This is a genomic window from Rhizobium leguminosarum bv. viciae USDA 2370, assembly GCF_002008365.1.
Taxonomy (GTDB): domain Bacteria; phylum Pseudomonadota; class Alphaproteobacteria; order Rhizobiales; family Rhizobiaceae; genus Rhizobium; species Rhizobium leguminosarum.
In genome coordinates this window covers 563370-575921 of sequence record NZ_MRDL01000059.1, presented here as the reverse complement: position 1 = coordinate 575921, position 12552 = coordinate 563370, and the positions used below count along the sequence as shown (strand labels likewise).

General features: G+C 59.2%; 15 protein-coding genes. 10 read left to right on the top strand and 5 right to left on the bottom strand.

What is annotated here, in order from left to right:
• Positions 1–62: 62 nt before the first annotated feature.
• From treZ to BS629_RS39450, 3 genes are all read left to right on the top strand, one after another.
• On the top strand, positions 63–1823 hold the full coding sequence (gene treZ / locus BS629_RS36790; RefSeq protein ID WP_245268283.1) for a malto-oligosyltrehalose trehalohydrolase: 1761 nt from the start codon (positions 63–65) through the stop codon (positions 1821–1823).
• Between the two features lie 29 nt (positions 1824–1852).
• Entirely contained in the window at positions 1853–3706 is a 1854-nt protein-coding gene (gene malQ / locus BS629_RS36785) for a 4-alpha-glucanotransferase (protein WP_018245884.1), read from the top strand.
• Between the two features lie 193 nt (positions 3707–3899).
• The gene (locus tag BS629_RS39450) at positions 3900–4061 is read left to right on the top strand and encodes a hypothetical protein (RefSeq protein ID WP_012755472.1); all 162 of its coding nucleotides are present in this window, start codon (positions 3900–3902) and stop codon (positions 4059–4061) included.
• A gap of 94 nt (positions 4062–4155) precedes the next feature.
• Here BS629_RS39450 and BS629_RS36780 read toward each other — a convergent pair whose 3' ends face one another.
• The 3 genes from BS629_RS36780 to BS629_RS36770 form a co-directional block, all read right to left on the bottom strand.
• Positions 4156–5343, bottom strand: a complete 1188-nt coding sequence (locus BS629_RS36780) for a hypothetical protein (RefSeq protein WP_018245882.1) — start codon at positions 5341–5343, stop codon at positions 4156–4158.
• Between the two features lie 393 nt (positions 5344–5736).
• Positions 5737–6093, bottom strand: coding sequence for a hypothetical protein (locus tag BS629_RS36775; protein ID WP_020493437.1), 357 nt, complete (start codon positions 6091–6093; stop codon positions 5737–5739).
• Positions 6094–6239: 146 nt separating this feature from the next.
• Positions 6240–6575 carry a DUF5086 family protein gene (locus tag BS629_RS36770; protein ID WP_245268278.1) on the bottom strand — a complete coding sequence of 112 codons (336 nt, stop codon included), beginning with the start codon at positions 6573–6575 and terminating at the stop codon, positions 6240–6242.
• Between the two features lie 149 nt (positions 6576–6724).
• Between BS629_RS36770 and BS629_RS36765 the strand changes: the two genes are divergently transcribed.
• The 6 genes from BS629_RS36765 (at position 6725) to BS629_RS36740 (ending at position 9033) form a co-directional block, all read left to right on the top strand.
• Positions 6725–7015, top strand: a complete 291-nt coding sequence (locus BS629_RS36765) for a hypothetical protein (RefSeq protein WP_026188716.1) — start codon at positions 6725–6727, stop codon at positions 7013–7015.
• Between the two features lie 124 nt (positions 7016–7139).
• Positions 7140–7547: a hypothetical protein gene (locus BS629_RS36760; RefSeq protein ID WP_026188715.1), complete on the top strand. Its 408-nt coding sequence runs from the start codon at positions 7140–7142 to the stop codon at positions 7545–7547.
• Between the two features lie 67 nt (positions 7548–7614).
• Positions 7615–7863: a hypothetical protein gene (locus tag BS629_RS36755; RefSeq protein WP_018245879.1), complete on the top strand. Its 249-nt coding sequence runs from the start codon at positions 7615–7617 to the stop codon at positions 7861–7863.
• Positions 7864–7987: 124 nt separating this feature from the next.
• Positions 7988–8218 carry a hypothetical protein gene (locus tag BS629_RS40415; RefSeq protein WP_026188714.1) on the top strand — a complete coding sequence of 77 codons (231 nt, stop codon included), beginning with the start codon at positions 7988–7990 and terminating at the stop codon, positions 8216–8218.
• Between the two features lie 132 nt (positions 8219–8350).
• Positions 8351–8611 carry a hypothetical protein gene (locus BS629_RS36745; RefSeq protein ID WP_018245877.1) on the top strand — a complete coding sequence of 87 codons (261 nt, stop codon included), beginning with the start codon at positions 8351–8353 and terminating at the stop codon, positions 8609–8611.
• Positions 8612–8682: 71 nt separating this feature from the next.
• Positions 8683–9033: a hypothetical protein gene (locus BS629_RS36740; RefSeq protein ID WP_018517832.1), complete on the top strand. Its 351-nt coding sequence runs from the start codon at positions 8683–8685 to the stop codon at positions 9031–9033.
• 148 nt (positions 9034–9181) lie between these two features.
• Here BS629_RS36740 and BS629_RS36735 read toward each other — a convergent pair whose 3' ends face one another.
• Positions 9182–10285, bottom strand: a complete 1104-nt coding sequence (locus BS629_RS36735; protein ID WP_018245875.1) for a LuxR C-terminal-related transcriptional regulator — start codon at positions 10283–10285, stop codon at positions 9182–9184.
• 176 nt (positions 10286–10461) lie between these two features.
• Positions 10462–11532 carry a LacI family DNA-binding transcriptional regulator gene (locus BS629_RS36730; protein WP_018245874.1) on the bottom strand — a complete coding sequence of 357 codons (1071 nt, stop codon included), beginning with the start codon at positions 11530–11532 and terminating at the stop codon, positions 10462–10464.
• 182 nt (positions 11533–11714) lie between these two features.
• Here BS629_RS36730 and BS629_RS36725 point away from each other — a divergent pair, with 182 nt between their 5' ends.
• Positions 11715–12542 carry an ABC transporter substrate-binding protein gene (locus tag BS629_RS36725; protein ID WP_018245873.1) on the top strand — a complete coding sequence of 276 codons (828 nt, stop codon included), beginning with the start codon at positions 11715–11717 and terminating at the stop codon, positions 12540–12542.
• The last annotated feature ends 10 nt before the right edge of the window (positions 12543–12552 follow it).

Genomic DNA, 12552 nt, shown 5'->3' with positions numbered 1-12552 from the left:
TCCTCCCGCAAAAGTTACCCAAATCCCATCCCAATTTCATCGAAGGCTTTCTCTTGACCAAAATGACATTCGGACCGGCATTCACCGAAGGGGGCATTCTATTCCGCCTCTGGGCTCCCCTGCATGAAAGCGTGTCGTTGAAGATCGAAGGCGCTGATCCGTGGCCGATGCAGGCGACTGAGGACGGCTGGCACCGCTGCACGGTCGCGCAAGCCCATACCGGTACGCTTTATCGCTTTGTCCTGCCGGACGGTTCCGAAGTTCCCGATCCCGCCTCGCGGTTCCAGCCACAGGATGTGCGCGGGCCGAGCGAAGTGGTCGACCTTTCCACCTATCGCTGGACGACGAGCGACTGGACGGGTCGGCCATGGGAAGAGATGGTCATCTACGAGATGCATATCGGCTGCTTCACGCCGGAGGGTACTTTCAAGGCCGCGATCGAGCGGCTCGACCATCTGCAAGCGCTGGGCGTTACGGCGCTGCAGATCATGCCGCTTAGTGAATTTCCCGGCCGTTACAGCTGGGGCTATGACGGTGTGCTTCCCTATGCTCCGGACAGCAGCTACGGCCGGCCGGAAGATTTCATGGCGCTGGTTGACGCAGCACACCTGCGCGGCATCTCGGTTTTCCTGGACGTGGTCTACAATCACTTCGGACCTGACGGCAATTTTATCCCCGCCTATGCGCCGCTCTTTACCGAGCACCACAAGACGCCCTGGGGCAACGGCATCAACTACGACGGCGACGGATCGGAGATGATCCGCGAATTCATCATCCAGAACGCCATCTATTGGATCACCGAGTTCAGGCTCGACGGTTTCCGCTTCGATGCCGTCCACGCCATCAAGGACAACAGCGCCGAGCATCTGCTTCACGCGCTCGCCCGCCGCGTCAAGGCTGCCGCCGGCGACCGACTTGTCCATCTGATCGTCGAAAACGAGGAAAACGACAGCGATCTGCTGAAGCGTGACGAAAACGGAGAAGTGAGGTTGTTCACCGCCCAATGGAACGATGACGTGCACCATGTGCTGCATATCACTGCTACGGGCGAAACCTTCGGCTACTATGCCGATTACGTCGGTGACGCCGGTAAGCTCGGCCGGGCGCTGGCGGAAGGTTTCGTGTTTCAGGGGGAACATATGCCCTACCGCGGCGGAAGCCGCGGCAGGCCGAGCGGCCATCTGCCGCCCACCGCTTTTATCTCCTTCATCCAGAACCATGACCAGATCGGCAATAGGGCGCTGGGGGACCGGGTTCTGGCTTCGAGCCCGGCTGATGTCGTCAAGGCTGTCGCTGCGATCTACCTGCTGGCGCCCGAGATCCCGATGCTGTTCATGGGCGAGGAATGGGGCGCCAGAGAACCTTTCCCCTTCTTCTGCGATTTCGACGAGGACCTGAACGAGAAGGTCAGGAAAGGCCGTCGTGAGGAGCTCTCCCGTCTGCCGGGCTTCGACGCCGACGACCTTCTCGACCCGACGGCGCCATCGACCTTCGCGGCTGCCAAGTTGGACTGGTCGAAACTCGCCTCCTCCGATGTCTTCGATTTTTACAGGACGCTTCTCGACCTCCGACACCGGAGGATCGTGCCATTGCTCAAAGGCGCTGGCGCCGGAAACGCGGTCTATCGCTCGGCGGGAAGCGCACTCGCGGTGGATTGGACCCTGGCGCAAAACCGGCGTCTGCATCTGCGCGCAAACCTCGGTACCGAGGCGGCGACGCTCGCCTCGCAGCAGGACGACGGCGAGACGATCTTCCGTCTCGGCGGTAGCGATGGCGGCAATCTCGCGCCCTGGACGGTGATCTGGAAAATCAGCGAGGCGTGACGGCTTGCTGACAGGAAGGCGATCGGACGATGAAATCTGCTGAGCTCGACAAGCTCGCCCGCCGGCACGGCATCAGCCCGACCAGGCCCAGTCCCGACGATCGGGAGGTGGCGATATCAGGCGAGACCAAGCGCAAGATCCTCTCGGCATTGAAGATCGACTTGCCGGGAGCGGCCGATCACGAGACCGGCGCGATGCGGCGGGAGCCTAAGCCGGCGGCTAAGAAGATCGCCAGGTCATTTCTGCCGGAGTTCTTTTCCAGCACGCGGGTCTGGGGTGTGAGCCTGCAGCTTTACGAACTCCGTTCGGGACGCAACTGGGGCATAGGAGACTTCGAGGATCTGGCCGATATGGCGGATCTCCTGGGATCGCTGGGCGGTGATTTCATCGGCCTCACCCCGCTTCACGCACCGTTTCTCGCCGATCCCGAGCGTTGCAGCCCCTATGAGCCATCGAACCGCCAGCATCTCAATCCGCTCTATATCGCGGTTGACCGGCTACCGGGTTTTGCCTGTAGTCCGGAACTCGAACGGCAATTGGCACGCCTTCGCCAAACCGATCTCGTCGATTACGCCGGCGTCGCACAGATCAAGCTTAGGGTCCTGCGCGATCTCTGGCCGGCCTGGCGACAGTGCGATACCTATGATCCGGCCGATTTCGACGCTTTTATCGCGCAAGGCGGTAACAGCCTGCGGCTGCACGCGCTTTTCGAATGCCTCTCTCTTTCAATGGTCGAGCGCGGGGCAGGCGCCGGCTGGCAACGGTGGCCGGCCGATTTCCAGCGCTTCGACAGCGCCGCTGTCGCCGAATTCGAGCGCGGACACGCGGAGGATGTCCGCTTCCACATGTGGCTGCAGTGGCTCGCCCACCGCCAGCTGATGCAGGCGGCGGACCGGGCCGGGAAGGCCGGCCTGCGGATCGGGCTCTATCTCGATCTTGCCGTCGGGGAGGCCGTCGATGGCTCGGCGACATGGAGTGAGCCGGATATCTATGTCTCCAAGGCCACGATCGGCAGCCCTCCTGATCCCTTCGCCATAGATGGGCAGGACTGGCACCTTGCCGGATACCTGCCTTCCGCGATCGCCGCAGGAGAGATGTCGCCTTTCCGGCGTATGCTAAGTGCTGCCATGCGATATGCCGGCGCCATCCGCATCGACCACGCCGCAGCGCTTCGCCGCCTCTTCCTGGTGCCATTGGGCAGCAGGCCGGACGGCGGCGCCTATGTCCGCTATCCACAGGATCGGTTGCTGCAGATCCTCGCCGACGTATCCGCCGAGCATCGGTGCCTCGTCATCGGAGAAGACCTGGGACTGATCCCCAAGGGATTGCAGGACGACCTGGCCGCGGCCCACATTCTCTCCTACCGCATCCTTTCCTATGAACAGGATGAGAAGGGCTTCAAGCCGGCGGACGTCTATCCAGTCCTGGCTTTGGCCTGCATTTCGACGCACGACCACCAGACCCTTGCCGGCTGGTGGCGCGGCGCCGACATTCAGGCCCGGTGCGAGCACGGCATCGTGCCGCCCGATCTCACCGAGGCACATCTCGAAGACCGCAAGCGCGAGCGGAGGAACCTGAAAGCGGCGCTGAAGGCTGCCGGCCTCGACCTGCCGGCCAGGCTTTCCCAAGCGCGGGCAAGCGAGGAGACGCTGAGGGAATTCACCGTCAGCGCCTATCGCTTCATCGCCAGAACGCCCTCGCTTCTCGCCGCGATCCGTCTCGCCGATCTCACCGACGAAAAAAGGCCAACCAATGTGCCAGGCACCAGCGACAGCTATCCGAACTGGAAGCCGAAGCTATCGGTTTTGCTCGCGGATCTGATGTCGAGCCCGCTGCTGAAGAGCGTGACGGCGGCAATGCGGGAGGAAAGGCCGCGGGAGTGACCGATGCCGGGCGGCCATCAGCTTCGTCATTGTCGTTCGATCGGGCTCGTCGCGCATGTGGAAATCGATCGAGGAGGGAACGAATAGGAAGCCGGCGAATTTTGAAGGAATAGGGACAGGCATTGCCGAGATGAGGACCTGTCCGCTTTCGCCGCTTCAGTTGCGGCGACCAATATTGATGGAAAACAAGACCATGACGAGCGCATTCATTCTTATCGCATTGGCTCTCATCATCATCTACGCCGGTCCGACATTGCTGTTCATCTGCGTCGGATATGCCGATTATATGCTGGAGCGGCGAAGGCATATGGTGGCGTTGAAGCACGCCGTGAAGCGTCGCAGCGACGAGTTTTAGTTGGACGTTGCTCGGCTTTCCCAGGGGTTCCAGAGGCAGGTCGGCAAAACCCGCCTCCGGCAGCCGGCGCTTCGTGAAGCGTCTCTGCTATTCGTTAGTCGTTCGCCGTGACCTTGACGCCGAGCACGGAAGGAATGGTGTTCGGTGCGCCCATGGCCGCGCCGATGATCATCGGGACGGGAACCGGCTTTTCCGGTGCGGCGCTGATTGTCAGGCTTTTCGGTCCGTCGAGATAGGCGTTGACGGCAGCCGACACCTGGTTTTGCAGCTCGGGCATGTTGAGCTGTGCCATCATCATCGGCACGAGACCTTTCAGCGATTGCGCCAGCTGGTCGCCCGTGACGCCCTGCTGCGAGCCGGCATAATCGAGCGCCTTCTTGGTGATCGAGGCATCGTCGAAGCGGATCGAGGCACTGTTGATCGTCAGCTGCTGCATCAGCCCCAACATCGCAAGGCCCACGGCCTGGTTGGCCTCTTCCTTGTTCGGATTGGCCTCGGCGGTCTTCACCGCCTCCTGCAGCGACTTGATGAAGCCCAGCGTGTAACCGGAGAAGTCGACGGCGAAATTCAGCCGGCCGATATTCTTGAAGTCGAAAGCATATTCGTCGACAGCGACCTTGCCGCTTTCGATTTCCCAGATGCCCTTCATCGTCACCGTGCCGTCGAGCGTCGTCAGGCCCAGTTTCTCGATGGCCTCCTTCGCATTCGCATCCTCGACCTGCGACAGGTCGGCCTTGAGACCGGCGACATTGGCGTCATAGGAAAAGCCGCCATCCTGGCGTCCCAGGTTCGACTCGATGCTCTCGATCGCAAGCACGTCCTTGCCCTTGATGTTGAGAGCGATCGGTCCGGTGCTGACCGTTTCATAGAGGAGGATGTCGTTCAGCGTATCGCCCGTCGCATTGGCGGGGATCGTGAGGCCGGTGATCTGGATCTCCTTTGTGGAAAAACGTCCTTCCTCCTGGCTGATATCGATATCCGGGAAGGAGACGGTCTTGGCGTGATAGCCACCGCCTTCGATTTCCTCAACACCCTCGAAGGTGAGATCGCCGATCTTCAAAGTATCGCCGGGCAGGCTCGAAGATCCTACCTGGACACCGGTCGCCGTTACCGTGTCGCCATCGGCTTCCGCCTTCTCGAAGGTGATGACCGTACCGCCGGCACTGGTTGCGGCATTGAGCTTCTTCATCATGTCGGTGCCATCAAGGGCAAGCGCCGGGCCGGCCAACGTCAGAAACGCGGTGCTTGCCATCATCAGGTGGAGATTACGCATATGCTTCATGGAGATGTCCTTATGTAGAAAATAGATGCGAGGATTTCGAAATTCCCAGATGTGCCACCTTCCACTCTCAGATCGGAAAGGCGGGGGACACGAAGAGCGCCGCTGGATATCACGGCTTTCATCTGGTCAGCTAATTTGGGGGTGGTGCAGTTAGGATCAGCCGGAACGCTCGGACTGAAAAAATATAGTCATCCTTCCGCCGGCGACGGGCGGCAGCATTTTCTCTAGCAGGGGTAGCGTTTCGACTCATCCGCTACACAGAAAGTGTATTTCCTCGATTCTTGCAACCCTTCGAATCGGATGCCAAACCGGGAAGTGTTCGACTGGATTTAGTGCGCATTTCGAACGCCCGCGGAAACGGCCAGTCCGGCTGAATGCCACCTTCCAGTGTCCCTATGCCTGCGACACTCGCCCGCGCAACAAATAGGCGAGCGAAAAGATGACCAGGAAGGGGTAGACGAGCACGATCAGCGGCAGACCGGCAGCCAGCGCATCGTCTTGAAGATAGATGTTGAGGACTCCGGCTCCGAGCACCAAAGGATAGAGTGGCGCAAACCTGTCGAACCACATCCTGAAAGGCCCCGCCAGGAGCAGAACGAACGCCGGCAGAATAAAAATGCCGAGATTTCTCGCAACATTCAGGAACTCAGGACCAAACGGTTCAGTGAGGGAATAAAGTCGGCTGACTTGGCGGGCCGCCCACAGAGCAGCGATTGTGGCCCCTACATATCCTGCTGGTCTTGCCAACATGGCCGAACCTCCCTTTTGTTCACACTCCCTCGTCGATGCGGCCCGTTCCTGTGACCATATCCGCGCGCCTACAGCGCCGCGCGTCTTTTCAGTATGCACTGACGTTCATGGGTGCATATTGTCAGCGGCGCCAACGCATTCAAGAATTATCGTGCGGCAAACGCCGGCCTCCTGCCGCATGACAGGTTGCGCGCGCCAGGCCCGTAGGCGATCCGGAATTCGATGTCCTTGTAAAAATAGGTCCTGGCTTTTCGTCTCAGGCGGTTCCTGTCCAACGCGTCTGCCGTTACGACAACGAGCGCGGCAAGCCGTTTGAATTGCCATGGCGGCGAACCTCGCTCCTTCTCGACCACCTCGACATGGTAATAAGGATCGTGATCGGCGGGCTCCGGATGTTTATGGGCGGTGGCCCAACGACGGTCCGTGGTGAGACGGAGAGAATGACGGTGAAAACATCTGGTGGTTCCACCGCTCCGGCACACGCGAAGACCGGTGCGCCCAAAATGGTTGCGACAGCCAGAAGGATAGCTCCAGGACTTATTCGCATGTTCTGGAACAATGTCTGTCGTCCCCTGTTACATTGACGATGAAAACGAGTGCCGCGCGAAAGACGAAGCAGCTGGAGGGCTCGATGAAGCGGAGCATAGGATTTGGGCTGGTTTTTGCCGTTGTGCTGACCGGCTGCACGACCAGCGCAGGCAGTTATTCGTCGGCGGGACTGGCCCCCATTCCCGGCAGCATCACGTATAATGGCCAGCCTCGCACGAAGTTGACGAAATCGCCCGTGGGTTCTTCCTTCCCGCATGATTTCACAGATCAATGGGGACGCCAGGTTGAGGAGATCTACATCATCCGGCCCGACAGGAGCTTGCTGATCGCCGAGCGCCACTACCGGCCGGTCTTCGCCCTCGACGATGACTAGACAGGATGACTTTAGGCCCGGTTGGCTAGTCTGAATCCTGTTTTAAATTCGTTAGTTAGAGCATGATGTCGCCCGAAAATCGCTGACATTTTTCGGCGTCATGCTCTAGGAAGGAGAAATGATCATGCCGCGCCGCAAGAGCACTGAGACGACGACCCTCGATAGCAGAGGAGCCAAGATCGGCGAGCCGGTTCCGAAAGCCGTCATCGATACGAACACAGCCTCCGTCGGCGTTCCCCGGCAGCCTGATCATGACCTGGGCGAAGAACTGAGCGTGCTGCGAAAGCAGATCGGCGCGCTTCAGGATCAAGTCCTCGATGCTGCCCGGTCGGCAAAAGGAAGTGCCGGGAGAGCAATGCGTCAGACGGAAGCGGCGGTGAAGCTCTACCCGGCCTCGACGCTCCTCCTCGTCGCGGTGATCGCCGGCGCGCTCGCATTCGCCGGACGTCGCGCCGCACTACCGCGCCATCGGCCCCAACCCGCACTGCGTGAGTTGAGGGATCTCTACGACATGATCCGAGGCCGCGTCTGACAAGATTTCAGGATTGTCAGCGTCACGATTATGGCCGACGCTTCGTTATCGAAGCGAGGGGACATTCATGTTGGATATCATCATACGCAGCGCTCTTGATGTCGTTGGGCGCACTGAGCGCCTCGTCGAAGCAATGAGGCGACTGCTGCAGAGTGACGACCTCGACGAAGTCGAGGTCTATGAGCTCGATTATGAGATCGAGCGGCTCGGGGACGTGGTTTTCAATGTGGACGAAGCCGTTCGATCGCTGGCGCGCACGGTTGAATGCTGGTCGCAAACCGCTCTCGCACACGAGATCCGTGGGACATTGCATTGACGGCTGATTCTGCGTGTCACGCTGATGTCACGCGACCGTCGCAGCAATATGTGCTTGATTGGCGCAGTTAGGCTCAGACCAGGGCAGGGTCGAGCCAAAATTGCTTTTTCGTTGGGGCATCGCAATGAGCTTGAACACTTCGGGGGAGGAATCTCAACCCCATGAATTCATCTTTCCGGTTCACACCCGGACGATCGCAGAGATCAGATACGATAGTCTGAGCCGCGTCATGACGGTGGTCTATCACGACGGCCACTCTTGCACGACTTCCGGCATACAAGGCCCGGCGATGCTGAGAATCCTCGCCCAGCGTCCGTTGGAGCGCTCTCCGTTTCTGTTGAAAACGGTCATCTGAGGCGGAAAGACGTCGCCAGTCGTAGCCGGTATGGCGGGGCAGGGCATCGGTTTGTTAAATCAGCATGGTCGTGCATCCATTTCCGCTGGGCCGCGTTCATCCACAATAGCCGGACCTATGGAGGGAACGCCGATGACCTTTCCACCGCCGAAGACCGAATCTCCCGCGAAGCGCTTCGAAGAGGCGACCGTAGCCGCGCGCGACGCGTTGGAAAGGCTGATTGCAGCCGCCAATGAAGCCGGATGGGGCACCGAGGAGATAACCGCGGCACTCCTTAAGGCCGCGCAGTTTCTGAGCGATGCCAACAAGAGAGAGCCAGATCCGGCCGACGACCCCTCAATCAGCGATGCGCCTGCCAGGGAGCAGATTGGTCACGGCGAGCTCTATGACTAGTGTAGACGGTGTTCCCAGGCCACGTCTTCGAACGGTTAGTTCACAGACTAGAAACTTGTGAAGTTTCGTAAATGTGGACAATAACTGATCTTATACCGTGGGCGTTTGCGCTGCCTCCCGCTCTTTGGGAATTACGGAATGTGTGGAGACGGCATGGCTGGATTTTGGGAGCCGGTGCAGGCTTAATCGTCTTCGGCGGCATATTCGTCTGGATTTATGTTGTCCAGCAGTCAGTTCACAATATGAACTATGGAGCGCTAGGTGTTGTGCAAGCGCTCGGTTTGCTGCTTGGACCACTAGCTGCCGCAATCGTTATCACCAAAAGGACGAGCTTGGCTGCTGGGTTTTTTGCTGGGGTAGCCGTTGGATTCTGCGTTTACGTCGCCACTGCCACCATTGGAATTGCCATCTACGGCGAGTGAAGCCCAGGCGGTTCTACTGGGCTGCGGGTTCGAGCTTTGCGGTATAGGCCCACGGTAACACTAGCCGTGTTCCAGACTTGCTAGGTCGTATTAACCCGTTCGCAATATGAGCCATGCGGGCGGTAGGAGACGAATTGCAAGTCTATCGTCAGCGCATGAGCAGCGCGACCAAACCAACCCGGGAGTTTACCCCGAGCTTGGAATAGATGTTTCTGAGGTGGGTTCTGACCGTTTCGTAGCTGATGTGATCGGCTATGGCCACCTCCTTTGGAGAATGGCCGGAGGCAATGCTTGAGGCGATCCGAATCTCCGTCGCAGTCAGTTTGTAGGATTCCATTAAGAAGTCTCGCCGCTCATTGAGTGGCGTGGCCACCATCGGCTCGACAATGACGGCCACAGTCGGCCCCTCCAAGAACTCGGTGAATGCATCGGACTGGAGCCGAAGGAGTGTGATCCGATAACTAGCCTTGTCCTTCCCCTTTGCGATCGCCGTATGCGGCCTTGTTTGCACACCCTTTCTTGACGTCAGGAAATCGAGAACGGCAGTCGACTTCTCGCATTGAAGTTCGAGCTTGCCGCTTGGGGCGACATGCATAGGAAAGCCAGCCGCCATTAAGGCTTCTGCGCTCTTATTCCATTGGCGTGCTCGCCCATGCTCCGAAACGTAGATCAGTCCGACGCCGATGCTATCAAACAGCGTTTGCGTTGTCTGTCTTTCCGGGGCGAGCAGATCGCGCTTCCGGATGAAATCGAAAGCCCTTTTCAAATGGGGAGCGAGTATCGTGTAGCGCCCGGCTGCTTCTTTGTTGAAATCGGGGTCTGCTGACGACGTGCAGGTCGATAGGACGAAGGTGCGGGTTTCCTCCCGAATGATGGAGACACCAATGCTCGTCTCGCATTGGGCCTGTCCCTTCAGCCAATCATTGTAGAATTCCGATTTGAGCAAGTCCTTGCGTGGAAAGATTTCGTCTCCGCAGACACCCTGACCGACGGGCACAAAGCTCAATCTCGGAATCCAGGGGTTCACAGCGGCAAAGTGGCTGCTGAACTGGTCGACCTCGGTCCTCGAGAACCCCGATACGTAAGGAACATGGGCCACAGGCGAGGCCAGATCGTGGTAATGGAGGGCGGCCTTTCCATTTGGCGAAGTTTGCGCCACGCGATCCAGAAAATCCTGCCAATCGCACTCACCGAATAGACTTCCATAGATCAAATCTATCAGCTCAGATGAAGCGTCTTTTGACTGGAGCATGATCTTTCTGAAAATCCCACAGCGAGTATTTCCGGTATTAAATAACGTTGCTCAGGCAAAGACAACAGCAGCCCCATGTAATATCAAATCGGCGGCCATGGGCATTCGTGACCAATCGCAATGCGGTACTACTCGCTGCTTCGCAAGCGATGCAGGTATGGCCAACTCCATAGTTCTCACCGGTCGATAGTTGCGACGGAGCCGCGCACGACGAGGCTCGTGCTGACGCGCAGGCGTTCGACGGCAAGCGGGGCGCGTTCGATGCGGGCGATGAGCCGCTCGCCGGCGAGCTTGCCCATCTCATAGACGCGTTGGTCGACGATGGTGATCGGCGGAACGGTAACGCTGGTCCAGTCGGCGTCGAGAAACGAAATCATCGAGACGTCCTTGGGGATCGACAGGCCAAGCGACTGCAGCGACTTGAAGATGCGCAAGCCGACGAGGCTGTCTGAAGCCAGCAGTGCCGTTGGCGGCGATCCCTCCGAGAGCAGGCGTTTGATCACGCTGTCCGTCTGTTGATGGTTCGTGGCGCCGAGCCTGATATAATGAAGAGGGTTCGGCAAACCCGCCTCGGTCAGGACGCTGACAAAACCCTCCACGCGTTCGCGGACGGCGGAATTCGAGATCCGCCCGATATCGGTGAGCCCACCATCCTCGGCATCCATGGCAGAGACGTAGGCGAGGCGGCGATGTCCTTGCGCGATCAGATAGCGGGTCGCGGTGATGGCCGCATCCCGGTCGTCGCCGGTCACGGCGTCGACATCGAGTTCCGGGATGGCCCGGTCGAACAGGACCAGCGGCACGCCGGCGCGGCGGACGTGCCGCAGATGTTCGATGCTGTCGCAGCGGGCTGGAGTGACGATCAGGCCATCGACACGTTTGCCGATCAGGAGGTCGACGGCCGATTTTTCCGCATCGAGCTCTTCGCCCGAATTCGCGATGATGACGTTGAATCCAGCAAGACGGGCCGCGTCGCTGATGCCGCGTACCGCCAGACTGAAGAAAGCGTTCTCGATATCGCCGACCACGACCCCGATGATGCCGGACCTTCCGGTGCTCATGCTCCGGGCGAGCTCGTTCGGGCGGTATTCGAGGGCGGCGGCCGCCGCCATGACCTGATCTGTGATCTTGGCGCTGACCACGCCGTAGCCGCCGAGCACACGGGCGGCCGTCGCCTTCGAAACCTTTGCGGCCTTGGCGACGTCGGCGACCGTAACTGCACGTTTCGAATGAGCGGAATCTTCCATGAGCCGAGGACTACAAGAGTTGTTGACGACCGGTCAATTGACGGATATCAAATATGTTGTGAGACCGGTCTCTTTATACAGGAGACCGGTATCTTGTCCAGAAATCTCTATCGCAATGTGCGGTGGGGCAGGGCGACCCGACGATGCCGACAAGAGCATTCCTTTCAGAGCGGAGAACGAACATGAAACCTTTTGAATCATTCGTGGCCACCCTCGCCCCATTGCGGGCTGGCCTTTTGACATGCCTTCTTGCGATGGGCGCAGGCTCTGCGGCCGCCGCCGACAATCCCTATAACCTCATCGAGCCCGGGGTGATCAGCGTCGGGACGATGGGCGATTCCAAGCCCTATACGTTTGCGACGGCGGACGGCCAGTTCACCGGTTTCGATATCGAGCTGTTTCTCAACGTCGTCTCCCGCCTCGGCTTTCAAAAAGACAAGGTGACGTTCACGGGCCAGGAATTTTCAGCACTCCTGCCGTCGGTCGCAAATGAACGGTTCGACGTTGCCGTTGCGGCGATCGGGACAACCGAAGCCCGCAAGAAGACCGTCGATTTTTCCGACGGCTATCTTGCCGGTTATCTCTCTGTCCTGACCCCGGATGCCGGTATCAAGGATGCCGATGGCCTCAAGGGCAAGCGTCTCGGCGTCGTGCAGGGGACCTTGCAGGAAGTCTATGCAGCCAAGAATTTCGGGGGGACTGATCTGGTGAAATTCCCCGACAACAATTCTGCCGTGGCCGCGCTCAACAACGGAACGGTCGATGCGCATTTTCTCGACTACGAGGCCGCCAAGCAATATGGCGAGCGCTATCCCGCTCTGAAGGTTGCCGTGAATATCCCGTCCTTCGATGCGCCTGCTGGCTTCGTGGTCCGAAAGGGAAATGATGCCTTTCGCACGGCGCTGGACGGCGCGCTTCACGATGCGATGCAGGACGGTACCTGGAAGACCCTTTATGAAAAATGGTTCCCCGGCTCACCGATGCCGGAACAGTATCTTCCCAAGAAGTGACGCCGCAAGC

Excerpts from the sequence above, each read along its gene's own strand:
- treZ (WP_245268283.1), top strand. The coding sequence starts at position 63 with ATGACATTCGGACCGGCATTCACCGAAGGGGGCATTCTATTCCGCCTC.
- BS629_RS40415 (WP_026188714.1), top strand. The coding sequence starts at position 7,988 with ATGAGCTTGAACACTTCGGGGGAGGAATCTCAACCCCATGAATTCATC.
- BS629_RS36760 (WP_026188715.1), top strand. The coding sequence starts at position 7,140 with ATGCCGCGCCGCAAGAGCACTGAGACGACGACCCTCGATAGCAGAGGA.
- BS629_RS36755 (WP_018245879.1), top strand. The coding sequence starts at position 7,615 with ATGTTGGATATCATCATACGCAGCGCTCTTGATGTCGTTGGGCGCACT.
- BS629_RS36765 (WP_026188716.1), top strand. The coding sequence starts at position 6,725 with ATGAAGCGGAGCATAGGATTTGGGCTGGTTTTTGCCGTTGTGCTGACC.
- BS629_RS36775 (WP_020493437.1), bottom strand. The coding sequence starts at position 6,093 with ATGTTGGCAAGACCAGCAGGATATGTAGGGGCCACAATCGCTGCTCTG.
- BS629_RS36740 (WP_018517832.1), top strand. The coding sequence starts at position 8,683 with ATGTGGACAATAACTGATCTTATACCGTGGGCGTTTGCGCTGCCTCCC.
- malQ (WP_018245884.1), top strand. The coding sequence starts at position 1,853 with ATGAAATCTGCTGAGCTCGACAAGCTCGCCCGCCGGCACGGCATCAGC.
- BS629_RS39450 (WP_012755472.1), top strand. The coding sequence starts at position 3,900 with ATGACGAGCGCATTCATTCTTATCGCATTGGCTCTCATCATCATCTAC.
- BS629_RS36735 (WP_018245875.1), bottom strand. The coding sequence starts at position 10,285 with ATGCTCCAGTCAAAAGACGCTTCATCTGAGCTGATAGATTTGATCTAT.
- BS629_RS36780 (WP_018245882.1), bottom strand. The coding sequence starts at position 5,343 with ATGAAGCATATGCGTAATCTCCACCTGATGATGGCAAGCACCGCGTTT.
- BS629_RS36745 (WP_018245877.1), top strand. The coding sequence starts at position 8,351 with ATGACCTTTCCACCGCCGAAGACCGAATCTCCCGCGAAGCGCTTCGAA.
- BS629_RS36725 (WP_018245873.1), top strand. The coding sequence starts at position 11,715 with ATGAAACCTTTTGAATCATTCGTGGCCACCCTCGCCCCATTGCGGGCT.
- BS629_RS36730 (WP_018245874.1), bottom strand. The coding sequence starts at position 11,532 with ATGGAAGATTCCGCTCATTCGAAACGTGCAGTTACGGTCGCCGACGTC.